At 47.1% G+C, this 23,275-nt stretch carries 33 protein-coding genes; 13 read left to right on the top strand and 20 right to left on the bottom strand.

Features of this window, described 5'->3' with window-relative positions:
* Positions 1–61: 61 nt before the first annotated feature.
* The 5 genes from MIC7113_RS22895 to MIC7113_RS22875 all read right to left on the bottom strand — a co-directional run bounded on the left by MIC7113_RS22895 (position 62) and on the right by MIC7113_RS22875 (position 2,883).
* Positions 62–475 (bottom strand): hypothetical protein, encoded by a 414-nt coding sequence (locus MIC7113_RS22895; RefSeq protein ID WP_015184571.1) that lies wholly within the window; start codon positions 473–475, stop codon positions 62–64.
* Positions 476–548: 73 nt separating this feature from the next.
* Positions 549–860 (bottom strand): type II toxin-antitoxin system RelE/ParE family toxin, encoded by a 312-nt coding sequence (locus tag MIC7113_RS22890; protein ID WP_015184570.1) that lies wholly within the window; start codon positions 858–860, stop codon positions 549–551.
* Positions 857–1,087, bottom strand: coding sequence for an addiction module protein (locus MIC7113_RS22885; protein ID WP_015184569.1), 231 nt, complete (start codon positions 1,085–1,087; stop codon positions 857–859). Before MIC7113_RS22885 ends, MIC7113_RS22890 begins: the two co-directional genes overlap by 4 nt.
* A gap of 106 nt (positions 1,088–1,193) precedes the next feature.
* Entirely contained in the window at positions 1,194–2,429 is a 1,236-nt protein-coding gene (locus tag MIC7113_RS22880) for an LL-diaminopimelate aminotransferase (protein WP_015184568.1), read from the bottom strand.
* Positions 2,430–2,550: 121 nt separating this feature from the next.
* Positions 2,551–2,883, bottom strand: coding sequence for a hypothetical protein (locus MIC7113_RS22875; protein WP_015184567.1), 333 nt, complete (start codon positions 2,881–2,883; stop codon positions 2,551–2,553).
* Positions 2,884–3,392: 509 nt separating this feature from the next.
* Here MIC7113_RS22875 and MIC7113_RS22870 point away from each other — a divergent pair.
* A complete protein-coding gene (locus MIC7113_RS22870) occupies positions 3,393–4,079 on the top strand; it encodes a response regulator transcription factor (RefSeq protein ID WP_015184566.1) in 687 nt (228 codons plus the stop codon).
* Here MIC7113_RS22870 and MIC7113_RS22865 read toward each other — a convergent pair.
* The 6 genes from MIC7113_RS22865 to MIC7113_RS22840 form a co-directional block, all read right to left on the bottom strand.
* A complete protein-coding gene (locus tag MIC7113_RS22865) occupies positions 4,058–4,678 on the bottom strand; it encodes a chromophore lyase CpcT/CpeT (protein WP_015184565.1) in 621 nt (206 codons plus the stop codon). The two genes, MIC7113_RS22870 and MIC7113_RS22865, sit on opposite strands and share 22 nt — an antisense overlap.
* Before the next feature lie 96 nt (positions 4,679–4,774).
* A complete protein-coding gene (locus MIC7113_RS22860; RefSeq protein ID WP_015184564.1) occupies positions 4,775–5,302 on the bottom strand; it encodes a phycobiliprotein lyase in 528 nt (175 codons plus the stop codon).
* Positions 5,302–5,664, bottom strand: a complete 363-nt coding sequence (locus MIC7113_RS34270) for a phycobilisome linker polypeptide (protein ID WP_015184563.1) — start codon at positions 5,662–5,664, stop codon at positions 5,302–5,304. Before MIC7113_RS34270 ends, MIC7113_RS22860 begins: the two co-directional genes overlap by 1 nt.
* Positions 5,665–5,849: 185 nt before the next feature.
* Positions 5,850–6,608, bottom strand: a complete 759-nt coding sequence (locus MIC7113_RS22850) for a phycobilisome rod-core linker polypeptide (protein WP_015184562.1) — start codon at positions 6,606–6,608, stop codon at positions 5,850–5,852.
* Between the two features lie 104 nt (positions 6,609–6,712).
* The gene (locus MIC7113_RS22845) at positions 6,713–7,462 is read right to left on the bottom strand and encodes a phycobilisome rod-core linker polypeptide (RefSeq protein ID WP_015184561.1); all 750 of its coding nucleotides are present in this window, start codon (positions 7,460–7,462) and stop codon (positions 6,713–6,715) included.
* A gap of 41 nt (positions 7,463–7,503) precedes the next feature.
* Entirely contained in the window at positions 7,504–8,364 is an 861-nt protein-coding gene (locus MIC7113_RS22840; protein ID WP_015184560.1) for a phycobilisome linker polypeptide, read from the bottom strand.
* Positions 8,365–8,784: 420 nt separating this feature from the next.
* Between MIC7113_RS22840 and MIC7113_RS22835 the strand changes: the two genes are divergently transcribed.
* From MIC7113_RS22835 to MIC7113_RS22815, 5 genes are all read left to right on the top strand, one after another.
* Positions 8,785–8,952: an NblA/ycf18 family protein gene (locus tag MIC7113_RS22835; protein WP_015184559.1), complete on the top strand. Its 168-nt coding sequence runs from the start codon at positions 8,785–8,787 to the stop codon at positions 8,950–8,952.
* Between the two features lie 263 nt (positions 8,953–9,215).
* The gene (gene cpeB / locus MIC7113_RS22830) at positions 9,216–9,770 is read left to right on the top strand and encodes a C-phycoerythrin subunit beta (RefSeq protein ID WP_015184558.1); all 555 of its coding nucleotides are present in this window, start codon (positions 9,216–9,218) and stop codon (positions 9,768–9,770) included.
* A 67-nt stretch (positions 9,771–9,837) separates the two neighbouring features.
* Positions 9,838–10,332 (top strand): C-phycoerythrin subunit alpha, encoded by a 495-nt coding sequence (cpeA, locus tag MIC7113_RS22825; protein WP_015184557.1) that lies wholly within the window; start codon positions 9,838–9,840, stop codon positions 10,330–10,332.
* A gap of 267 nt (positions 10,333–10,599) precedes the next feature.
* Entirely contained in the window at positions 10,600–11,880 is a 1,281-nt protein-coding gene (locus MIC7113_RS22820; protein ID WP_015184556.1) for a HEAT repeat domain-containing protein, read from the top strand.
* A 65-nt stretch (positions 11,881–11,945) separates the two neighbouring features.
* Positions 11,946–12,560, top strand: coding sequence for a HEAT repeat domain-containing protein (locus MIC7113_RS22815; RefSeq protein ID WP_015184555.1), 615 nt, complete (start codon positions 11,946–11,948; stop codon positions 12,558–12,560).
* 30 nt (positions 12,561–12,590) lie between these two features.
* On the opposite strand, the gene MIC7113_RS22810 is transcribed toward MIC7113_RS22815, so the two are convergent.
* From MIC7113_RS22810 to MIC7113_RS22790, 5 genes are all read right to left on the bottom strand, one after another.
* Entirely contained in the window at positions 12,591–13,502 is a 912-nt protein-coding gene (locus MIC7113_RS22810; protein WP_015184554.1) for a HEAT repeat domain-containing protein, read from the bottom strand.
* A gap of 35 nt (positions 13,503–13,537) precedes the next feature.
* Positions 13,538–13,777, bottom strand: coding sequence for a hypothetical protein (locus MIC7113_RS22805; RefSeq protein WP_015184553.1), 240 nt, complete (start codon positions 13,775–13,777; stop codon positions 13,538–13,540).
* 152 nt (positions 13,778–13,929) lie between these two features.
* Complete coding sequence (locus tag MIC7113_RS22800; protein WP_015184552.1) at positions 13,930–14,682, bottom strand: phycoerythrobilin:ferredoxin oxidoreductase; 753 nt, start codon at positions 14,680–14,682, stop codon at positions 13,930–13,932.
* A 12-nt stretch (positions 14,683–14,694) separates the two neighbouring features.
* Positions 14,695–15,429, bottom strand: a complete 735-nt coding sequence (locus tag MIC7113_RS22795; protein WP_015184551.1) for a 15,16-dihydrobiliverdin:ferredoxin oxidoreductase — start codon at positions 15,427–15,429, stop codon at positions 14,695–14,697.
* Between the two features lie 106 nt (positions 15,430–15,535).
* Entirely contained in the window at positions 15,536–16,150 is a 615-nt protein-coding gene (locus tag MIC7113_RS22790) for a phycobiliprotein lyase (protein WP_015184550.1), read from the bottom strand.
* A gap of 56 nt (positions 16,151–16,206) precedes the next feature.
* Between MIC7113_RS22790 and MIC7113_RS22785 the strand changes: the two genes are divergently transcribed.
* The gene (locus tag MIC7113_RS22785) at positions 16,207–17,034 is read left to right on the top strand and encodes a pentapeptide repeat-containing protein (RefSeq protein ID WP_015184549.1); all 828 of its coding nucleotides are present in this window, start codon (positions 16,207–16,209) and stop codon (positions 17,032–17,034) included.
* A gap of 102 nt (positions 17,035–17,136) precedes the next feature.
* Here the strand turns inward: MIC7113_RS22785 and MIC7113_RS22780 are convergent, their stop codons facing one another.
* Both MIC7113_RS22780 and MIC7113_RS22775 read right to left on the bottom strand, forming a co-directional pair.
* A complete protein-coding gene (locus MIC7113_RS22780; protein ID WP_015184548.1) occupies positions 17,137–17,343 on the bottom strand; it encodes a hypothetical protein in 207 nt (68 codons plus the stop codon).
* A gap of 208 nt (positions 17,344–17,551) precedes the next feature.
* Positions 17,552–18,235, bottom strand: a complete 684-nt coding sequence (locus MIC7113_RS22775; RefSeq protein ID WP_015184547.1) for a HEAT repeat domain-containing protein — start codon at positions 18,233–18,235, stop codon at positions 17,552–17,554.
* Between the two features lie 190 nt (positions 18,236–18,425).
* Here MIC7113_RS22775 and MIC7113_RS22770 point away from each other — a divergent pair, with 190 nt between their 5' ends.
* Positions 18,426–19,007: a phycobilisome protein gene (locus MIC7113_RS22770; RefSeq protein WP_015184546.1), complete on the top strand. Its 582-nt coding sequence runs from the start codon at positions 18,426–18,428 to the stop codon at positions 19,005–19,007.
* Between the two features lie 109 nt (positions 19,008–19,116).
* A complete protein-coding gene (locus MIC7113_RS22765; protein ID WP_015184545.1) occupies positions 19,117–19,602 on the top strand; it encodes a hypothetical protein in 486 nt (161 codons plus the stop codon).
* Between the two features lie 24 nt (positions 19,603–19,626).
* Here the strand turns inward: MIC7113_RS22765 and MIC7113_RS22760 are convergent, their stop codons facing one another.
* Positions 19,627–20,139, bottom strand: coding sequence for a pyroglutamyl-peptidase I family protein (locus tag MIC7113_RS22760; protein ID WP_172642254.1), 513 nt, complete (start codon positions 20,137–20,139; stop codon positions 19,627–19,629).
* Positions 20,140–20,247: 108 nt separating this feature from the next.
* On the opposite strand from MIC7113_RS22760, the gene hisH reads away from it, so the two are divergent.
* Together hisH and rsmD are read left to right on the top strand one after the other, a co-directional pair.
* Entirely contained in the window at positions 20,248–20,898 is a 651-nt protein-coding gene (hisH, locus tag MIC7113_RS22755) for an imidazole glycerol phosphate synthase subunit HisH (protein ID WP_015184543.1), read from the top strand.
* 139 nt (positions 20,899–21,037) lie between these two features.
* Positions 21,038–21,574: a 16S rRNA (guanine(966)-N(2))-methyltransferase RsmD gene (gene rsmD / locus MIC7113_RS22750; protein ID WP_015184542.1), complete on the top strand. Its 537-nt coding sequence runs from the start codon at positions 21,038–21,040 to the stop codon at positions 21,572–21,574.
* A gap of 172 nt (positions 21,575–21,746) precedes the next feature.
* Here the strand turns inward: rsmD and petG are convergent, their stop codons facing one another.
* Positions 21,747–21,866, bottom strand: a complete 120-nt coding sequence (gene petG / locus MIC7113_RS34985; protein ID WP_015184541.1) for a cytochrome b6-f complex subunit V — start codon at positions 21,864–21,866, stop codon at positions 21,747–21,749.
* A gap of 293 nt (positions 21,867–22,159) precedes the next feature.
* Between petG and MIC7113_RS22745 the strand changes: the two genes are divergently transcribed.
* Both MIC7113_RS22745 and MIC7113_RS22740 read left to right on the top strand, forming a co-directional pair.
* Complete coding sequence (locus MIC7113_RS22745) at positions 22,160–22,534, top strand: c-type cytochrome (protein ID WP_015184540.1); 375 nt, start codon at positions 22,160–22,162, stop codon at positions 22,532–22,534.
* Between the two features lie 324 nt (positions 22,535–22,858).
* Positions 22,859–23,191, top strand: a complete 333-nt coding sequence (locus MIC7113_RS22740; RefSeq protein ID WP_015184539.1) for a hypothetical protein — start codon at positions 22,859–22,861, stop codon at positions 23,189–23,191.
* The last annotated feature ends 84 nt before the right edge of the window (positions 23,192–23,275 follow it).

Here is a 23,275-nt window from a genome sequence, read left to right as displayed (position 1 = left end):
GCTGGATTCTCTCTGTTTAGGCTAGAAGCCCCCAATGAGAAATTGGGGGTTGTTGACTCTGTTAACGTTTACTCGGCAGCAGTCTTGACACATCTGCGTGCATGAGTGCAATATTTGGATCGCGTTGAATCGCTTGAAAGTAACGCTGCTGTTGCAGGGTTCCCTCTTCTGCGGGAGAAATCAAGGAACGAACTTCGGTTAACAGTTCATTCGCTTTATCCAAGGTGATTGGCTCTTTTGCACTTAAGGCTTCATCAATCTGGACAATAAATTGAGAAAACGGACGTAGCCAGCTAAACCATTCATCTTGAATGACGAGCTGAAAAAATTCTCCCTTAGACTGAATGCGTCCGTGCAAACGCTCGTAACTATCTCGTTCTGAGTTGAGTAGTGCCTTATGGAGACGCAGCAGTGCAGCACGTACCTCACGTAGGCGTTGGAAGGGGAAGTCGAGAGGAGGATTGGCTGAAGACATGGATCAGGATTGCGATCGCTACTCTTTTGATCTTGCCATATTGACTCTACAAGGGTGCGATCGCTCCTTTCCCTCAAACCTCTGGCGGTTTCTGTCCTATGCGATTTTTCCAGTACTCAGGTTCTCGACTACAGTGCATCACAGCCACAATTAGAATGAAATCCGGCTCAATTGTATATAGGATTCCATAAGGAAACTTGCGCGTCAGGCATCGACGAATATCCTCATCAATTACGCGCCAACGAGTCGGTGACTCAACGATTTGAAAAATTGCATCCTCAACGGCATTGATAAAAGCTTGTGCTAGCTCAATTCGACTCTCTGTGTAGAACTGAACAGCTTCAGCATATTCATGCAATGCGTCAGGATGAAAGACGTACCTCATTGTTCTAAGAGTCGCCTAACCTGAGCCAATGCTTCTTCCCCTGGAATTGGCTGAACCGTACCGCTACGAACTTCGTCCCGACGTTTTTTCGCTGTAGTAGTCCAATGGGTTTGAATTGTTTCGTCTATGTCAAACTCAAGACTTTCAACAAGCTTATCTGCCAAGAGTGCTCTTGACGCACTTGGCAAAGATAAAGCTTCTTGTATCAGTTGCTCAATCGACAGCATAGCTATAGAGGAACTGGGATTGTCCCCAGTCTAGCAAGCCATCGCCTGCATCGGAAAAGGGCGAAGAGATACCTAAGACTAGGGTGGGCACTGCCCACCCCAATCATTACACCTTAAACTTCTCGGTAATTCGCTTCATCGCCTCCTCCACATTTTCCCGACTATTAAATGCCGAAATACGGAAATAGCCTTCACCCGCCGCACCAAAACCAGAACCGGGCGTTCCCACCACATTGCAAGTATTCAGCAACTTGTCGAAGAAATCCCAACTCGATAAATTATTGGGCGTTTGCAGCCAAACATAGGGCGCATTCACACCCCCATACACGGCAATTCCGGCTGCTGTTAGTTGCTCCCGAATAATCTTGGCATTTTCCAAATAGAAACTAATCAGTGCCTTGATTTGCGCCTGTCCCTCTTCCGAGTAAACCGCCTCAGCCCCTCGTTGGACTATATAAGACACCCCATTAAACTTGGTAGACTGGCGGCGGTTCCACAGTTTCCACAGTTCCACATCCGAACCATCGGCAGCTTTTGCTGTCAGCGTTTTTGGCACCACCGTCAGCGCACAACGGGTTCCGGTAAAGCCTGCATTCTTGGAAAACGAGCGAAACTCGATCGCACAATCCCTCGCGCCTTCAATCTCGTAAATCGAGTGAGGCAGTTCTGGATCGGTGATATAAGCTTCGTAAGCCGCATCAAAGAAAATGATGGAACCATGGGCTTTGGCATAATCTACCCATGCTTTCAGGTGTTCCTTTGTGGCAGTTGCTCCCGTCGGGTTATTGGGGAAACATAGATAAATTAAATCCACTTTCTCAGTGGGAATCTCAGCCGTGAAGTTGTTCTCGGCGGTAATCGGCAGATAAACTAAGCCCTCAAACTCTCCTTTATCGTTCGCCTCTCCGGTATGCCCCGCCATGACATTGGTGTCTACATACACGGGATAAACGGGGTCAGTAACGGCAATGGTGTTATTGTCACCAAAGATGTCGAGAATATTGCCCGTGTCGCACTTTGAGCCATCGGAGATAAAGATTTCAGACGCATCCACCTCGCAACCCCGCGAGTGGAAATCATGGGATGCAATTTTCTCGCGTAACCAAGCATAGCCTTGCTCTGGGCCATAGCCTTTAAATAAGGAGCGATCGCCCATATCGTCCACGGCTTTAATCATCGCCGTGCGGCAAGCTTCTGGTAAGGGTTCCGTAACATCGCCAATACCCAGCCGAATGATTTTTGCGTCAGGATTGGCTTCTGCAAAGGCATTAACCCTTCGACCAATTTCAGGAAACAGGTAGCCGGCTTTGAGCTTGAGGTAATTATCGTTGATGGTTGCCATGTTGAATCGCCATGAATGCCGTAAAATAGCTTACTGCCAATCGCTGCCTTACGACTCCAGGAAGCTGTTTTCACTTCAAGCGGTATCTCGTCGGGTCTTCTCCTGATTCTTTAACTGTGTATCAAATTTGTTGATCAAATCTTGTGCGAAAACTGCCGTATTTAATCCAATATTGTTTGAGGTTATGGTGGGGAGTGTGCAAACTAGCTCTGGCTTGATAAAGAATGACTTGGCGATGATCACCCATCCAAATTTTGCCAACTGAGCCGACGGAAATCACCGTTCCCCCCAACGCCATAGTGTATTCGGTAAATCGTTCCAGTGCTGAATAATCCACAGTCTCAAAAATAAAAAAGTTTCCTGAGCAAATAACATGACGACTGCGAATCCAGCATTGCAACTTTTTTTCAGCAATGGGTGGCAACATTTCAACGGAGGTAAGTGTAAGACTCATGTTTGAGCACAAGTAACGTCAGAAGTAGTTTAGGGTTTACCGAGCAACCCTAAACTGATCCAACGGCTAGGTCGGGCTGAAGCTTTGGAAATATCACACTGAGGCTTACTTTGAATCGCCAAGTGCCAACATTGAGCTACGATACTATTCATGCAAACTATTCGTTAAAATTTTTCAATTTCCTTAAAACAGGATTAACTTCATCACTAAGTAACCCTGAAACTAGAGGATCTCACATACGGGGTAAGGAAACTGGTTAGAAAACGGTAAAGAAATCGGAAAGAATAATTTTTTTTAATAAAACTTAATATTTTATTATATGTATTTGAACAAAATTGAATTAAATTATGATATAATTCTTCTCTTTAAATCAAAGGCGAGATTTGGGGGACAAATTTTCGTAAAATTATAATGGGTGTTCCATACTCACAGCCTTTAACAATTCAGCAGGTTCCAGGATTTGGCTCACTCTCAAACGCTGCTTGTTGTTCTCTCAAAACCTCTCTTCTATGAGAATTCTTCTGGTTGAAGACGATGTGCCCCTTGCAGAAATGTTGTCAGAAGCCCTGTCAAACCAGCGTTACGTAGTTGATGTTGTACATGATGGAGACGCTGGATGGCATCAATCTAATGTACTGGATTACGACTTGTTGATACTGGATGTAATGTTGCCAAAATTGGATGGAATCAGTCTTTGCCACCGCTTGCGATCGCACAGATATAACCAGCCGATTCTCATGCTCACTGCCTGTGACACGATTAGCGATGAAATTAACGGGCTAGATGTTGGGGCGGATGACTATGTGGTCAAACCCGTCGATTTACAGAAACTATTTGCACGCATTCGAGCCTTGTTGCGTCGAGGCAGTGTTACCTCATCACCCATTCTAGAATGGGGAGACTTGCGCCTCAACCCCAGCACCTATGAAGTCAGCTACGGACGGACATCCATCCACCTAACCCCTAAGGAGTATGCCCTATTAGAATTACTCTTGCGAAATGGTCGCCGTGTTCTCAGTCGTAGTGTGATGATCGAACATGTATGGTCGTTAGAGTCACCCCCAGAAGAACATGCGGTTAAGGTTCATATCCGGGGGTTGCGCCAGAAGCTGAAAGCAGCCGGAGCGTCTGAAGATTTGATTGAAACAGTTCATAGTAGGGGCTACCGTCTTCATCAGCCAATCGGGACTTCCTGAGCAAAACTTTCTCGTTTTTCAAACCGCAGCGGACCAAAGGTAGACCCCCAAACTTGCTGGTGTGTAGTGACATCCAGACCCTTGTCTAGACTCACCCAGGTTGTTTCTGTGAGTTCAACATAACTATCCAGGTAAGTTTGGCAACCATTCTTCTCGATTAAGCAACGGTTTCCAGGTTCTACACTTCCTCGAAATCGATCACCGTCGCGCTTAAAAATCATCGAGCAGTGATAGCGGCGCTCAATGCAATCGGGAGTGATAGTTTTAAGAATCGTTAAGTCCCGCGCCGCTCCGGCGTAGTAAAGAGCATTTTTTAAACCATAGTTTTCGATATAAATCTGATCGCCCTGATCAATCAAGCGATGCACGCCTTGGCGATAAGGTCGCCACAAATCGTAATCGTAAACTTGTTCTGAATAGAGTCCAATTCCAGAAAAAAAATCAAAGGGCAATGGACGAAAAAAAACATGAATATGGGCGTAATCTTTAGAATTTTCAAACGCCTGCTTATAGTTGCTGAAATCCCCAGCCATCCAACGAGCTAGGGTGACTAAATCATTAGATATCGCTTCAGAGGAATGAGGCAGATTGGGTGACATGGAGATGAAATCAAATCAATGAGTCAATCGATCAACTTAAAAAAGAGACAGCCTGGAATGCACAAAGACCTGAACGCTTGAATCTTTGCACCATTCTTAGCTGGTTTGACGAATCTCTGAAGAAAATGAGGCCGTTACAACCCCTGTCCCAGCACTAGTTTTGATTAGGGATACTCGGCAACGAACATTGGGGTTGACAAACCAGATTTTTTCTTCAGCCGCTGCTCGCTCATAAGCCGTAACGAGCACAAATGTACCGTCATCCGTTAGGTAATAATCACCCACCGCTGCGATCTCTTCAGCATAGCCTTGATCACGCAGAAGTTTGCCCCGATTACTCTGTGCCGGATCGGGAACGGGAACCAGGATGCAAGTGCCTTTGACCGCTTCATTCTCATCCCAGTCTGATTGCCCTTCCCAACTCATCCGAAAGGGTGAAACGGCTAACTCTGGATCAATGCTGTACATTTTGCACAGCTCAATCACTTCTGGGTCATCGATTGAGAGGGAAACAATATCGATTTCAGATTGTACCGCTTCAAAGTGACCGAAGGCTAAATGATGGGCGCTGCGTTGCGATCGCCAACGCCCAATCGAATGGGCAACAAACTCCTTAATGTCCATTAACTCTTCGGTTTCCGTTTTGATCGTTGTCCCTGAGTACCGTTCGTCGGTTTTGTCGCCTGACGAGTGTGGGTCGAGTTTTTCGGTTGCTGAGGCTGGGGCGGTGGCGAGATCAATTCAGTCTCCTTGGGTGAAGGTAGAACATCGCCGGAATGATGGGGGACAGTAACACGAGTAACTTTGCCACCGAGGCGATGAATACCCTGAATCGTTTGGGAGAAACAACTATAAGGAATTGTGATGGTATACGTTCCCATCCGCATCATCTCCGGATGACAGCCTCCCGCCACTTCAATCGTCACCCGGCGACTCGTGTAGTCACTGAGATCAGTGGTTCCAGGAGTAATGATTGTGCTTGCCATACAAATCACCTTAATTTTGAGGCTTCATTCATTAGTAATCCAAGCCAAAATACCCAATCGCGTTGAAATTGGGCACTTGCAGAATCAACAACTTAATTCTGCAAGTGCATCTACAAACCTCTCTGCCTAGTCATCCAACTTGCGATCGCCCTTTAAGGCAGTACCTCTTGAGCAATCACATTATCCTAAGCCACTTCAGTAACACGAAGGATTTTGCCACCCGTCTTCTGAATATTTTGGATTTTCTGGGATAGCTGGCTATATCCCACTTCAAAAGTAGTAACACTTTGGGTGACACGAGGCCCATAGCTAACTTGGGAAACCGCAACACGGAACCGCTTACCCGTATTGCTATAGACACCGGAAGCACCCGATGGGGCAACAATCTTGGTCGGCAAATTACCGCCAATGTCACTGATCAGCTTTGCCGATTTACCCACATCATTGGCGGCGAATCCTCGCATCAAGGTGAATGAGCGGTTAAAGCTAACGTTCTTAATGCCGGATTGGGTGCGATTGCCACGGGCAGAAGGCACTAAATGCTCACCAAAACTCCTGATATATTCGTCGCTGTCAATATAGGAGTTGATTTCAGCTTCGTAGCCATATTGATGATAAATTTGTACATGCTCCGCAATTTCTGCTTGGTCTTGGGGCGCACGACCGAGGAGATGCTTAAAGTTCAGTTCGATGAAACGGTAGGGGGAAGAAGTTTCAAAGCAACGGGAGCGGTATAAATCCGATTGAGCAACAGCTCGAACAAAATTTCTAACCGTAATATCGCCGTTTCGGAATTGAGACTCTACATTGGTAAGTCGTTGGCTATCGAGCACATGAGCATTACCCAAGACTTGTCGATAGACTGCCCGGATGATGGCTTGCAGATCATCTTCGGTGGCGTTGGAGCGCCGTTCAACGGATTCGGCTTCGATCCAAAGAGCCATATTCAATACCTCCTAAAACAGGTTTGTGGTCAAGGTTTATCAAAAAGCGGGAAATTCAAAAAGACAAATTTAATTGGGTGAGCAATGCTCACCCAATCACAGGGTTACGCAATTTCGGTAATACTGACGATTTTGCCGGAAGTGCGGTTAATTCGTTGGATTTGAGGGGTCATCTTGCTGGCGGGAACAATATATTCAGTGACACTGATCCGCCGAGGGCTGTCAAATTTTGACCCTGACACTAAAATTTTGAACCGTTTTTCGGTACCGGAGCCAATTACTGTTGCCGAGGAGGGTTTAATCTCATTGGCGCTGTTGGTGGCAACCGCATAGACAAGCTGCGACGCTTGAACAGCGCTATCAACTTGAGCCGGTCCGCGATCCAGTGCAAACATGCGGTTGTAACCTACTTGCTTCGGGTTTGCCTCGCTGCTTCTGCCCCGATAGTAAGGCACAATATTTTCGCCGAATGCGGCTTGATATTCACTGCTGTCGATGTAGGAATCGATTTCGGAGTCGTAGCCTTCGGCGACACAGCGCACAATATGCTCAGATAGTTCTCTTTGATCTTGAGGTGCCCGACCGAGTAAGTGTAGAAAGTTGAGTTCTACAAAGCGGTAAGGAGCACAGGATTCAAAGTAGCGGGTACGGTAAAACTCCGACTTGGCAACGGCACGGACAAATTCCCGCACGGTGATGGAGTGATCGCACAACTGGGACTCTGCTGTCACCAATCGCTCACTCTCCATGACATGGGGATTGCCTAGCACTTGCTTGTATACTGCCCGGATGATCGTTTGGATTTCCGCTCGATCACTAGTAGGCCATAATTCCAAAATTGTAGAAGATGCCATGAAAACCTCTTTCCTCAAAGTTTGTCAGCTTTAAGCTGAATTTACACAGATATGATGCTGGCAATCACACCACCCTGCTGGTGGATTCGTTGGTATTCCTGAGAGAGTTTGTCGTAAGGCACCAGAAACACTTGATTAGCGCGGCGGAACTTAGAAACACTATTAAAGGTTTTTGCCCGGTAGCCTGTGACTTCAATGCGATAAACTTTGCCACCAGAGCTGGCATCTACACCCTGACGACTGCGGGAAGCAATGGGGGGTGTTCGGAAGGTAGCACCACTTCCAGCAGGCGAAATTACTGCTGTGGGAGTGCGCTGAATGACCAGAGAATTGAGCTTGGGACTCTTACCCGCTAAATCGCCCTTCAAGCTGCTACTGGCAGCACCCCGCACCAACTGAAAAGTGTGGGTAAACTGCACCATGCTCTGGCAGGCATCTGTTTTATAGCCCCGGATGTAAGGAACAAAGTTCTCTCCAAAGGTGGTTTGATACTCATCGCTGTCGAGGTAAGAATCGATCTCTGCCTCGAAGCCTTGGGTATCCAGAATAGTACTGTGCATCCGCATTTCTTCCAGATCTAAGGGTGGACGACCGAGTAGATGCCGGAAGTTGAGTTCGATCGCCCGATAGCGAGCACAACTGGTGAAAAAGCGGGAACGATAAAGCTCGGACTTAGCGACGGCGCGAACAAACTCTCGCACGCTCAATTCACCCCGTTTGAACTGCGATTCGGGGACAGTTAGACGCTCACTTTCCATCACATAAGCATTCCCCAGTACTTGCCTATAGACTGCCTTAATAATGGTTTCGACTTCTTCTAGTGAGCGACCGGGTACCCACTCAAGGGGAGGGGTTTCATCAAACAGGCTGACCCCAAGGCGCGAAGCTGGTCCAAAAGGCATTACACGGTACTCCTAGTTAACGAAAGATTTTAAGAAGTTGTATCAAGATGTAAACAAATCTCAGGTTGCCTACCCAGATCCATCAACAACTGCATGAATCTGCTGAGTAGACTAATTGCCAGTCTTAATCAAGATAGTACTGACTTTACAGGCGTTCAAGCCATTGAGGCATTTTATACGCTTTGTTATGACTGATTTTCTTATAGGGGAGCAATTATGAATATCAAGATTTGTAAATCTTAACGGTATGGAGCAAGCGGTGAGCATAGCGAGTTAAGCATTGAAATGGGTCAGCCTCGCACTGTTTTATTCATAAATTTTAAAGTGTGCTAGTTGTCAAGCGACTGTAACTTTTGTTAACTTTAAGGGAACAGGCTAGACAACACAAATGTTGCAAAACACTAAAAGAGAGTAGAAGCTATGGAAATCCCGATGGAGCTTAGCATAGAACAAAAATTCAACCTCAAACTTTACGAGGAACAGATTAAGGCATTAAGTCCAGAGGAATCTCAGAAATTCCTGCTGGAGGTACTGCGCCAATTAATGGTCAAAGACAATATGCTCAAACATCTTCTCAAGCAAAGTTAGGTGGAGATCGAGAGTTTAAGGCAAAAAAGGGTAGATTATCCTCCGATTTCGTTCCTCAACCCTGTCCAGCAATCCTTAAAATCCATCATCCTCATCCCCAGTTAGCATGGCCTAACTGGGGATAATTTTTAGAGTGTTAAGGATTGTTACTTTGTTTCTCATAACTGAGACGGACGTATGCATCGTCTTTTATGGTCTTTATTGTCTTGTTCGACAAACAAGCCAAAAGTTTTTACAGATCAATCGTTTTTAAGGAGAGCGAAATGCTTGACGCTTTTTCTAGAGCTGTAGTTTCAGCCGATGCCAGCACCTCTGTTGTCAGTGACATTAATGCCCTCAAAGCATTTGTTGCTAGCGGTAACCGCCGTTTAGATGCTGTAAATGCGATCGCCAGCAATGCTAGCTGCATGGTTTCTGATGCAGTTGCTGGAATGATTTGCGAAAACCAAGGCTTGATTCAAGCCGGTGGGAACTGCTATCCCAACCGTCGTATGGCTGCTTGCCTGCGCGATGCTGAAATCATTCTGCGTTACGTCACCTACGCTCTGTTGGCTGGAGATGCTTCTGTTCTAGATGATCGCTGCCTGAACGGACTGAAAGAAACCTATGCCGCTCTGGGTGTACCCACCACCTCTACCGTGCGTGCTGTTCAGATCATGAAGGCTCAAGCTGCTGCTCACATCAAAGACACCCCCAGCGAAGAGTTTGCTGGTTCTAAACTACGCAAAATGGGAGCTCCTGTGGTAGAAGATCGCTGCGCCAGCTTAGTGGCTGAAGCTTCCAGCTACTTTGATCGTGTGATTTCCGCACTGAGCTAGTCACTGGCTAACAGCTCTTGAAAAAATTAAACCACAATCAACACCTAAATTATCGGAGATTTAAGAAATGAAATCAGTTGTTACCACCGTGATTGCGGCTGCTGATGCAGCGGGTCGTTTCCCCACTACCTCTGATCTGGAATCCGTTCAGGGTTCTATTCAGCGGGCGGCGGCGCGTCTGGAAGCGGCTGAAAAGCTGGCTAACAACCTCGACAACGTAGCTCGTGAAGCTTACGATGCTTGCATTAAAAAATATCCTTACCTAAACAATGCTGGTGAAGCCAACTCCACCGACACATTCAAAGCCAAGTGTGCTCGCGACATCAAGCACTACATGCGCCTGATTCAGTACTGCCTGGTTGTCGGTGGTACCGGTCCTCTGGATGAGTGGGGTATTGCGGGTCAGCGTGAAGTGTATCGCGCTCTGGGTCTGCCCACCGCTCCTTACGTTGAAGCTCTGAGCTTCGCTCGCAACCGTGGCTGTGCGCCTCGTGATATGTCAGCTCAGGCTCTGACCGAGTACAACGCACTGCTTGACTACGCAATCAATTCTCTGTCCTAGCCCAATGGGTGGATTGGTGGTTTTGTGACAGGGTAGATTCCTAGTATTTTCAGCCTGGAGGTTCTTGGCTCTTTGCTTTGCCTGTTAGGGTTAAGTAATGGCAAAGAATCTCCAGGTTTGTTTTGTTTGAATAGATCTGTCGATCCGTAACCACTTGTAAGCGTAATATCAAGTTTGGCTCCTTCACGCTATCTGTTGTCAGCTACTCGCAACGCGCAAGAATATTACTGGCTAAACGCTGACAGGTATCTGCTCCTAGGCTGATTTATGGATAAACGCTTTTTTAATTTCTTCAATCTGACGGAAGACCAGGCGATCTCTCTTTTAGATACACCCCAAGATCAGGTGAGTCAGGATGATTCGCGTTACATCGCGGCTTCCCATTTGGTGAACTTCCCGACGCAGCGATCAATTGATGCCTTAATGCGGGCAGTAGAGCAAACTGACCCAACATTAGAGAACCGAATCGTGCGCCGAAAGTCAGTAGAAACCTTGGGTAGACTCCAAGCCGCACAAGCCTTACCGCTGATTCACTCCTGCTTGAGTGATGGAGACTGCTATACAGTAGAAAATGCCGTCTGGGCGATTGGCGAAATTGGGACTCAGGATGCTGTCATTCTGGAAGATGTAGCTCAGTTGCTCAATCGGCCAGGGCAAACCTATCGGGTGATTATTCACACTCTAACCAAGTTAAATTATCAGCCAGCCCTAGACAGGATTCGCCGCTTTGTCGATGATGCTGACCCACCTACAGCAAGTGCGGCGATTGCTGCCGTTTGTCGCTTCACGAAAGACTATGAACAGATGGGACGGGTCGTGGCTATGTTGCAACACCGTAATGTATTAGCGCGACGGTTGTCCATTCAGGATTTGATCGATGCCCGGTATTATGACGCCATTCCCAATATTGCGCGATGCCCGGTATCCTTGGTGTTTCGGCTGCGGGGAATTCGGATGTTGGCAGAAGCTGGAATTTATGCCAGAGCCATCACCTTTGAAACGATTCAACCCTATTTAGAACAGACTTTACGCGATCATCCCAATGATCTGGGTTTAGTGCATCATTACGACCAACCGCCTGCACTACCATTTTTGGTGCAAGAGTTGTACGAAACTGACTTTGGGCGCTGCTATCTGGCAAGCAAAACGATACTTGAGCATCACGCTGAGGCTGCTCCTGCCGCTCTGTTTGCGACCTATGCAGAAGAAGCCAAAAATGACTATGGTGCCCATTTCCATGTGATCAAGCTGTTTGGCTGGCTGAAACATGCTCCAGCTTACGATTTACTGATTGCAGCCTTGCATAACAAGCAACCCCAGTTTCAGAAATCACGAGCCGCAGCAGCGATCGCCTTAACTGAATTGGATGATCGCCGAGCGATTTCAGATCTGCAAGCCTGTCTGGAAACCCACATCTGGGATCTAAAGTATGCAGCCTTGATGGCACTGGAACACTTTGGCGACGAGAGTGGCTACGAACGAGTCGCTCAGGATCAGGATTGGTTGATTCGGGAAAAAGCCAATTCAAAACTAAAGGTTAAACCTTAAAAAGGAAAGATGATTAGCCCCGCACACATTTTTCACATAACATTTTTTAGCTTGAAGACCTGAGTATGACAACGGAAGAACTTTTTCAACAACTAAAGCATCCCAATCCCCATCTGCGTGAACAGGCCATGTGGGAACTAGCCCAAAACCAGGATGAAACAACGATTTCCCGCCTAATGAGCATTCTGGATGAGGAAGATACGACCTATCGTCGGGCAGCCGTCAAAGCGCTGGGGGCGATCGGAATGGATACTGTACCTCCCTTGGTCGAGGCATTGCTCAAGAGTGAAAATGTTACGGTTCGGGGTAGTGCTGCCAAAGCCTTGGCGCAAGTTGCCATCAATTATCCAGAAATTCCCTTTCCTGAACAGGGAGTTCTGGGATTGAAAACGGCTTTGCAAGACGCCAATCCAGTTGTGCATATTGCCGCCGTGATGGCACTGGGCGAGATTGGTTCTCCAGTTGTTGATGTCTTGATTGAAGCCTTGCAAACGACAGATAATCCGGCACTGGGAATCTCAATTGTGAATGCCCTTGGCTCAATCGGAGATAGTCGGGGAGTGGATGTACTTAAACGCCTGCTGGAGGATGAGTCAACCGACTCCTATGTGCGGGAGTCTGCCAATAGCGCATTGTCTCGCCTGGAAATGACGATGAAGTTTCAGAGAAGAGAACAGTAGATAGGGGGGAGAATCTCCATCATTCCCCCATCACCAATCATCTTGTGTCTGTCGGCGCTCAATTTGAGCGATCGCCAGCTTTGCCAAAATCCGAATGACTTCTAATTCGTCATTTAGAACGGCTTGTAATGGTTCAAGGGCTTGGGGAGCGCCGATCTTGCCGAGGGAGTTGATAGCCGCCTTCCTCACGTCTAAATCAGTATCTTGAATGGCCCGAATTAAAGGCTCAACAGCAGGAGGATAAGTCACTTGCCCCAAGGCTGCTGCTGCCTCTGTGCGAATGAGCGGCTCTGGGTCAGCCAGAGATGAAACCAGGAGGTTGCAAGATTTTTCATCGGACTGTTCTTGTGCCACATGACCGAGTGCCCCAATAACAGCACAGCGCACATCCAGGGAAGCTGCATTCAAAGCATTATATAAATATTCGGCGGCTTCAGACCCGATAAACGCTAGTGCCCATGCGGCATGACCTTTGATATCTTCTGGCTGCTCTGTTGATGCCAGGATATCCAACAGAGCCGGGACAGCCGCCTCTCCTGTTCTTGCCAGTGCTCCAGCCGACGAACCTTTGACCACCGTATCTGGGTCATTGAGGAAAGCATGGATCAACGTTGGCACGGCTGCTGGATCAGCGATCAGGGTGAGCGTCTTCGCTGCTGCTCGTCGCGTGACCACATCCGGATGATGTGCCAGAGCTTCTCGCAAAAAAGGGGTCGCGGGTTCACCAATTTCCCCTAGAGTTTCTGCAAACCGCAAGCGAACCAATCCCCGTGAATCTCCCAACCCTTCCACCAATTGTCTCAAGAGTTGTTGATCGGTGGGGTCGAAGGTGCCCAGTGTAATCTCTTCATTGACCCTTTGGATCAGGGCATCGTTTTCAGCTTGGACTTGCAGCGCTGGGTCATCCACGGCTGAAGGTTCAAAATTGAGGGGGTAACTCATCACAAATTCTCTATCGCTGTTCGTGTTCTTAGGATTTAGTTACCATTGGTTTTAGCGACTTGCCGTTCGCGGAGTGCCTGAAGCGTCGAATCAATTTGAGCCAGGTTAGGCTCCAGATGAGCCAAAGCTTGCGCCTTCATGATTTTAGCTCGCTGTGCCATAGAGAGGGTGTCATTCACTAAGCGTTCCCGATATTTTTCCAACTCAGCAATGATTTCGGTCAGTTCTTGAGGGGTTGCCTGATCGAGTGAAGTGAGTTCTGGGATATCAGCCATATCCGTTATTTTTCCTAAAGGTAGATTACTTAAAGAGCGTATGATTGATTTTCTCAGATTCCGTCAATATTACAAACCCAAGTAATAGTCATGTTTTTGGCCTTTCAGACAACGATTGCCCTTTGAGGCAGATCAGCGCCATCCAAGAATGGCTACTCTGTGGTTGCCATTGCCAGTTTTCGCTCTAGGTCAAACAAAAAGCCGTGGATATATTCCTCCGTCCATTGCGAACCATAAAAGCGAGTAAACATTCCCCGTGCCGGGTCTTTTTCGGCTCGGTAGCGGAGATAACGGAGTTGAGCTTGTTCAATCGCCCTCAGTGAAGAGGAGTTCGTTACGGGTTCTGCTTGCTCCACAAAATTCAGGTATGCCTGAAGATAAGCTTGAAACGCGGTAAAGACGTGGGTTTCCACCACCTCGGTTTGCTGGGGTCGAGTCCACAAAAACGCCGGAGAAAAGAAAGGACGAGCTTCTTCTGGAAAGTCACCCCCCCAAGGTAGGTGTTGCTGATAAGTCTCAAAGATCGGCAGGATGGGCTGAGTATACTTGGCCTGATAGCTCAGATCGTCCCGAAACAGGGGTTGCATATCCAGAGCAATAAGATGCCCTCCCGGTAGCGTCACCAAATCCGCACCAAAAAAGGGTAAGTCGTAGTTCAAATGCGGAAAAATGACGAAGTTTAAAACCTGAAGAGAGTTTCCCCCCTGCACATGCGCGGCTCGAATTTGCCTGAGTTTTGTCGCCTGATAACCATAACTGGTTGTTAGGACTTCGTCTTGATGTTTGCCCTTGCCCACTATCGCCGATTTTGCCTCAAACCCCTCTGGAATGAGGTAAGGTTGCAAGTCTAAGCGTTGTTGTAACAGAGCGATCGCATAATCTAAAAAAGGCTGATAAAGAGTCATAGTCAATCTCAATCATTTTTTGGCTACCCCAGCCGTTAATGGCACGGCATCCTCAAACAAAAATTCATACAAAAACTTTTCCGCCCATTCATGTCCAAAGTAGCTACTGAACAGCCCCGATGCTGGGTCTCGGTCGGCACTATATTGATCGTAGTTCTTTTGGGCTTTAACAATCCGCCGAATATCTTCCGCCTCAGTCAGAGGTTTGGCGTCCTCTAGCATCTGCCAGTACAGATTCAAATAATCTTTGAATGCCTCGAAAACTCGTGTTTTCACGGTTTCCCTATCCGTTTTGGCAAACAATAAATATTTTGAGAAGTACTGATTGGCATCATAAAACTTCATTTCCAGATTCTGCGCCAGGTCTGGATACTGATCATGCAATACCTTCAGGGGATAAATATACTTCCTGAGGTACGCTTCGTCTTGAAATAACGGCTGAAAGTCCATGACAATCAGGTTTTTGACTTGCCCAAAGGAAAGAAAGTCAATCCCCAACAAAGGCAACTCGTACTGATGACTGGGATAAACCACACTATTCAGAATTTGGGCACTGGCACCCGCGTCTATATAGGTGTAGCGAATTTTCCGAAACTCCGAGCATTGATAGCACCAACTCTGGATGACGGCTGGGTTTCTCCCTCGTTCGCTCACCTGCGACTCTAACCCCGCAGGAATCGGGCGACTTTGTAAATCAAACCGTTGAAACAGCGATTGTTCTAGATGCTCAAGGAAGGATTTATACATAGATTCACCGTCTCATTTGCCTTGATCCCTGAGAATACGGGGTTCCTAGACAAGCCGTCTCAAATGAGTGAAACAAAGTAAAGATCCTTAACGTAATCTCATCTGGTCAAGAGGATGCTCTGGACAAGTTGTGCTGGATCATTGCAGCTAAGTCTGCTTCAGACACACAGCGCCGTTCCGAGCAATAGGTCATTAAATACACCCCATTCATCATTCGCACTGTGCTGACACGGACTCGAAAATCATCGGTAATGAACCAGCCACGTTCCTGTCCTTGATTACTTTCATAGTCAGTATCAATCGTCAAAATCCCATCTTTGCCAAACCAGTAGCGACTAACCACTGGAATCTTTTCCACATAGCCTTGATTGCGGAGCAGTTTACCGGATCGCCCCGTCTCATCATCCGGCACATCAATTAACACAGCCGCCTGATCTGGATTGGGTTCCTGATTATCCTGGTGTGCCTGCCACATAAAGCTGGCTCCCCCTGCGGCGATCGCCGGATCGATGCCTTGCAGCTCACAGATGGTTTGAATCCTGGGGTCATCCGGTTTAAGCACCTGCACATGGAGTTTGGATTCTCCTGATTCATCCGCCACCGTGTCAAAATGATGCACTGTGCGCTGAGTAAACCAGACTCCTTCGCTTTTATGAAAAAAGTCCATCATTGTTATGGGTTGCACAAACACCATCGGTTCTCCTTCACAAAACAGGGGCATCACAAAACTTTCCTAATGATTGTAAATGGGGTACGGTACAATACCGTTGAATAGCAATGTCAGAATTCCAATCCATGACAGGCAGAGAGATTCAGAAGACCCCTCAAGATGTTTTGGCGCTTCTCAACGCCGGGATAGCTCTGATCCAGGAAGATTTGTACCAATTCAACCTCAGGGGTCTTGATCTGCAAAAGGCTAACTTGTGTCGAGCTACGCTGATTCGCGCTGACATGAGTCATACAAACCTGAACGAAGCCGATCTGCGGGGAGCCGATCTGCGGGGAGCCGATCTTAGCCATGCGGTGCTTCGACAAGCCAACTTACAGGGAGCCTGTTTATATCGAGTGGATCTGAGTGGAGCGGATCTAAGTGGAGCGAATTTAACGGATACTAAGCTGCAAGGAGCGCGCTATGATAGCCAAACCTGTTTTCCGGAAGGCTTGGCTTACAAGTCATCCGGGGCAATTGGGCCAGGAGCGCATCTCAACGGTGCGCCTTTAAATACGGCTAATCTACGGTACGCCGATTTACAAGGAGCCAATCTTTTAGGTGCGTATTTGGGAGGAGCTGACCTGACTGGGGCCAACTTGAGAGGCGCACGTCTCGTGCAGGCAGACATGCGACGCTCCATTCTAACCGGCGCTTTTTTACGTCATGCCCGCTTGAATGGGGCGAATTTAGCTGGAGTAGACTTGCGGGCAGCGGATTTGACAGATGCAGAATTTGAACAATTTGAAAGCATTGCTGGAGCAGACTTCACTCAAGTTCAAGGGCTAAGTGAAGCCATGCGATCGCGCCTGCTCAATCAACCGGCACAAGAATTAGAAACCAGACATCCACTCACACTGAAGACAACATTACAAAGCCTGAATCACTCCTCTTAGATACGTGCCTTCAGGTATTGTCCAATCTTCGGCTCTATTGAGGGTTGTAACTAAGGATGCCTGGATAACTCAAATGTTAGCAGATGATTTTGTATCCATTTTCTAAGACTTAATGGCTATCCAATCCTTTTTGAGCAAGGCTAAAAAGGTAGCAATTCCTTTAGAAAAGCCATCAGGATCAGGCAGAACATACTGTGGAAACTCTTCGTAGGGACGCCACGGCTGTGATGGATCGTGCCGCAAGTGCAAGACTCGATCATCTCCCTCCAGTTTCCAGAGCATTTGACCGCCGTTCAGTATCTCCGCCATAGCTTTCTCCTATTGTGTATACAAACATCAGGAGCAAGGGTTTGCTTCTCCCTTATTGCGCTCCGCTAAACATTAAGTACTGTAAAATTTGGAACGTTTTTCTGGACATTTTTGCCCAATTGCTATACTTCATAGATACACTATAGGCTTCCCTTAATCCGGAAGACCTAACCCAGAGGGGTACTTTTTTCGGAATCTAGAGATAGAGTTAAGTCTGAGATTCATTCCAGTTGACTTTCAATAAATCTTCCATCGCCGCCCCAACAACTCGGTGGTCGGTATCCTTCCTCAATTGAGACAAGGCATCTCTGGCTTCCGGTGCATTAAAGCGCTTCAAGGCATAGGCAACCTGTACCCGGATATATTCAGCCCCGGAATTTTTGAGGGTCAGGAGTTGGCACAGAGCCGCCTCAGACTGACGAGAACCCGCCAACGCACCCAGAGCATCAATAGATGCTTCTTGCACGGCGGCATCATCTCCCGCCAGACCCTGACCGCACACCTCTAGGACTTCTTCTGAGCAATTCATTTCTACCAAAGCCGCCAGGATGCTACGGCGTACTAGCCAGTGATCATCTCGAAAAAATGTCTGTACCAAGTGCGAGGCGGAGACTTCACCGAACAAAGACAGAGAGTTTGCGGCTTCTGCACGCACATTAGGCGTGTTGTCAAACTTCATAATTTGAAGCAGGGAAGCAAAGGATTCAGACGTTTTTTGTCGCCCTAACTCTCTGGCAACAAACGTTCTTACCAGAAACTCTGGGTCTTGGATATGTCTGATGAGTAAAGGAACAGCGACATCTGGAGGATAATCCTTGAGGGCAGAGATTGCCTTGAGTCGATACTGAAAATCTGAGTTTTGCAGATTGGTTTCGATTTGGTTGAGATCCATGAGCGTGAACCATAAACATGTTCTCCACTTTAGACCTGAAGGCAATCCAGTGGGAGTCTGCTCATCAGAATAAAAGTTTGAGTCGTGATCAAGAGATAATGATGATTAGGTAAGAGGTGAATCAACAGATAAGCTGTTAGGCATCTAAACTGCCTATTCGATTGATTTACGGAGTTCTAAGTCTTTCACCATGACAAAGCCGCAACTGAGTGAAAAAGTTCGAGAACTAATTCAAAAAGCCAGAATTGTCAGTTTTGCGACCTGGGAAAGCACCCATTCGGCAGAGGCAATCCAGTGTTTCCAGGCTGCTGACGATGCAGGTCGTTATTTGACCGATGAGGATTTGCAGCACATTCAGGCGATCGCACCGAATCCATCAGAGTTAATTCCGGTTGCAAGACAACTGCGCGATCAAGTCAATGACATTGTCAATGAAGCCAGAGCTACGGTTCTGAACACCTTTCCCAACATTAGCCAACCCGGTGGTGGACTTTACCCAGCAGAACGAGCCGATGCCTGCTGGCGTGACTTCTGGCACTTTTTGCGTTGCATTACCTATGGTATTGCCGGACAGCACACCGACTACACCAGTACCGATGGGTTACACTACATGCAACTGCTCTATCAAGAATTGCAAGTACCATTAGATGCGATGGTGGTCGGTTTAGAGGGCATCAAAGCTGCCAGTTTAAAGCAGGTTGCACCAGAGCAGCAAGCCAACCTTGTACCCTATTTCGATCATCTAATTGAGCAATTAAAGCAGTTTCACTAAGCGTTGCAGTGATTGGGATATCTGCTTTTGCCACCTACGGATTGCCATCTTTCTATCGATAAAACTCAACGAATACAGAGAACAAAAAACTAACGCGATTGCTTTTCCAATGCATAGTTCAATAAATAAAAGCCGCCCTTTCCACTATCACGGAATCTACCCCTGTCCAGTCTGCCGCCTCAATCAACTCAAAGCCATGCCATTAATGGATGCTATGGCTTGTGACTGCTGTCGCCACATTTTTATTGCCGATTTGGAAAGACAACAGCTAAAAATGGCGGATCGAAACCCACCCCTAACTTGGCACTGGAATGGTAAGACTTGGAAAGGGGGACACTTGGAGGGAGTTGAATGGGGATGGAGTTCCTGGATTTTTGGTCTAGGACTTATCATCTTCCCCACAAGCCTGATTGGTGTTGCCGCCTACACGTTTCCCCCAGAACCGGGTAGTACCTTATCCTGGCTACCTGTGGCTTGGACTGGGTTAACTTTTTTGTCCCATCTGGCGATTGTCCTATGGCTGGTGACTGAGTTTTATCAATTTCCCATCGGGATGTACTTAAGAGTCAGGCGACAGCAGCTTTTTGGTCGTTAATGTTGAATGACCTGGCCAATTAAATTATAGAGCGGTTAATCTGTGCATGATTAATTCAACATCAGTGAGAACCTCAGCCATATTGTTTCGAGTCAAAATGGGAACATGGACAAATAAACCGTGCTTTTTCAGCTCATTTTTTTGGAGATAATTTAACACGGAATAATACAACCCTTCGCAAACAAATTTCCCGGCATTATGACTAATCGTTGTATCAATGGAACTATCTAATAATCGTTCTAAATCCACCGGAGTCTTCAATACGGTATCTCCTAGACTGGCATTGGACTCAACACTTAATTGACGGCGAGACTCTGCCATGCCACAACAGATAATAATATCCGGTTGCAGTTCGTTGATTTTAGCGATCGCACGTTGACTCGCTTGGGCAATATCAACGGGTAAGTGTCTCAAGAACGTCAAAGAGTGAGGGAAGGACTCAAGTTTGGCAACTTCTTCGAGTAAATCATCCGACGAATTAGATTGTTGATGAGGGAGCCAGGTTTGAAATGAGGTTAGTAAAATATGTGACATCACAGAACTGAAATTATGGGTTTTTGACAAGCCGTTGAGTCTACAGGAGACAGACGACGGCAACATAAAATAGATATAGATTTAATAATAGATGTGAGGGAAAGCAGGTTAATGCCAGTAATTGCTGTTATAGACTACGACATGGGAAACCTGCACTCGGCCTGTAAAGGTTTGGAGAAAGCCGGGGCAACAACTCAAGTAACCGATTTAGCCATAGATATTGAGCGGGCGGATGCTGTAGTACTCCCCGGAGTTGGTGCATTTGACCCAGCAGTGCAACATTTGCGGACGCGCGGACTCGAAGAACCGATCAAACAGGCGATTGCGAGTGGTAAACCGTTCTTGGGTATTTGTCTGGGGTTACAAATTTTGTTTGAAGGCAGCGAAGAAGGGACTGAACCCGGATTAGGCATTATTGCCGGTCAAGTGCGTCGCTTCCAGCCAGAACCCGGAATTACCATTCCCCACATGGGCTGGAACGAGTTAGAGTTTACTCAAAGCCATTGTCCACTTTGGCAGCAATTATCTGGCAGTCCACGGGTCTATTTTGTTCATTCCTACTATGTTGACCCTGTTGACCCCACGATTCGGGCAGCAACAGTGACACATGGTTCTCAGACGGTAACGGCTGCGATCGCTCGTGACAACTTGATGGCGGTTCAGTTCCATCCGGAAAAATCTTCGACGACAGGACTGCAAATTTTGTCTAACTTCGTGGCGCAAGTCAACCGATGCGCGGAGTCCTTAGTCGTTAGTCATTAAATTCAAACCAGAGTTGAATGTTGGCAGGTTGCAAGTTGGCAGGTTAAAAGTTGACAAATTTACGAATTAATGCCCCCAACCTTGAACATTAAAACTTTCAACCTTCAACCTTGAACATCAAAATCTTCAACCCGATACCATGAGAATTTACGGCAATCGCCAGCTCAAAACCTTATCTGGGCAAGCCACCCGACCGACAACGGCACGGGTACGAGAGGCGATATTTAACATCTGGCATGGTAACATTAGAGGCTGCCGATGGCTTGATTTATGTGCCGGTACAGGTTCAATGGGTGCCGAGGCACTGTGTCGGGGAGCATCTGTAGTGATCGGAATTGAAAAATGGGCGAAAGCTTGCGCCATCATTCAAGAGAACTGGGAGCAAGTGGCTCAACCTGAACAAACGTTTCAGGTGATACGGGGTGATGTAGTTGTGCGATTAAAATCGCTGGCGGGTCAATCGTTTGACCATATTTACTTCGATCCCCCTTATGCTAGTAACTTGTACCAGCCGGTGTTAGAAGCGATCGCTAATTACCAACTTCTGGATGACGCAGGTGAACTAGCTGTGGAACACAGTCCCAACAACTGGACTTGTCAACCGCTTTCTAACTTGGAACTCTATCGTCAGAAAGTCTATGGCAACACGGCTGTAACCTTCTATCGCCCCTGTTAAGCAAGCGGGAATGATGGAAGTCAATCGTGAGTCACAAAAGGTTTTGGATAATCGGAGTGGTCTGTCAGGGTGAATCGACTGGGTTGTAGGGGTAGTGCCTCCTCGTATGAGTTCCGGGTGCCTACCCCCAACCTGATGGGGCAACCAGGGGAGATTGGCTCTCCCAGTATCTTTACTTGTTGATACCTAACTGGTCGCCACGCTTGTACTGCATGTATGCGGCGACAAAGAGTCCAGCCAGAGTAACTGGGATCAGACCCAAAACAATCCCTGAAAGCAGCGGTTCTACCACGTTAGTCCTCCTGATTGATAAGTTTTTTTACCTGCTTCTCATCGTACTAGCTCTCATGCCAAAACTTCTACAGACCACTACCTGCGTTTTTAATGGCATTGCAGCTACCCATCCAAAACCCTCCCCCAGATTCCGGCTTGCTTACTCACGCTCAAAATTTTAAGCTATGTTTATTAATCGACATACTTTAGGACACTCCATTACAGCGTCACTTTTTTGAATAACAAATTTGGTTTGCGATTTCAGCTTCGATTAAAAACCTTTTCTAAATTCTTGATTTGATAGGAGATCGTTTGGAGAACAAGCTTGCCCAACCTGGAATCTTGATTCGGCGAATTACCTTAGTGGTACTCGCGGTGCTTCTGGCTATCAGCGCAAGCCTCTTAGGTTTCCACCTGATTCAGATTTCAGACCCTTATGTGAGTACGGTCTTATCCCTGACTGGCGACTCAAGCCGAGGTCATGACATGTTTCAAATTAACTGTGCAGGCTGTCATGGATTACAGGCCGATGGTAAGGTTGGACCTAGCTTACAGCATGTCTCTAAGCGAAAGTCGAAAATCAGTCTGATTCATCAAGTTACTAGCGGTCAAACCCCACCGATGCCCAAGTTCCAGCCTAGTCCCCAGGAAATGGCAGACTTATTGAGCTACTTGGAGAAACTCTAGAGCTGCTTTATGATCGTGTATTTTTACATTTTGGATCACCTCTCCCCCAGCCCCTCTCCTACTCTTGAGAGGGGAGTAAGAACCTCTTGTTCCCCCTTCCCTTGCTCCTTAAGGGGGTTAGGGGGTTAGGTTTCTGTGAAATGTGTTCTGCTTGGAGCGATCGCACGGATTGACCTCTCCCCGCAACGGGGAGGGGAGCAAGGATAAAATTCAGACTCCCCAAAACTCTATATTTACGTCGTCCCAGCCTCCGCAGGAGCCTTTGTCTCCTTCAATTTTTGCTAAGTTTGTGTAAGCTCTAACTACTGAATAGATTAAAAAAGCATGAGCAGACTTTTAGGAATTGCACTACTCATCCTGGGTATCTACTTTCTAGGTCAGAACATTATCTTCGCAACTCACTACTCTCCCTACCTCTGGCGCGACATCCCTGCTGCCGCTTCAGTTTTAGCAATTATGGTTGGTGTTATTAGTCTTCTATTTTTCTCCAGACAAACCGGCAATTTGGGTTGGATCTTGCTGGGGCTTGGTGCTGTTTTAGTCTTTTTGAGTGGCGGCGTTATGTTAAAACCAACCAGTCTGTGGAACTTTTTCATTTCCTTTGCTGCTTTAGCGGGGGGTTTTCAGTTGATAACGCAGGGTAGACTCAGATTTTAGGATAAAGTTAGTTTCAGCAGCTAGGGCTGTCACCTTGAAACCCTACTTAGACATGATTACCTCTTTTATAGAATTTAATCTCTA

Source organism: Allocoleopsis franciscana PCC 7113 (genome assembly GCF_000317515.1).
Classification (GTDB): Bacteria; Cyanobacteriota; Cyanobacteriia; order Cyanobacteriales; family Coleofasciculaceae; genus Allocoleopsis; species Allocoleopsis franciscana.
Note: the sequence above shows the minus strand (reverse complement) of the source record. Positions and strands in the feature narration are given on the sequence as shown.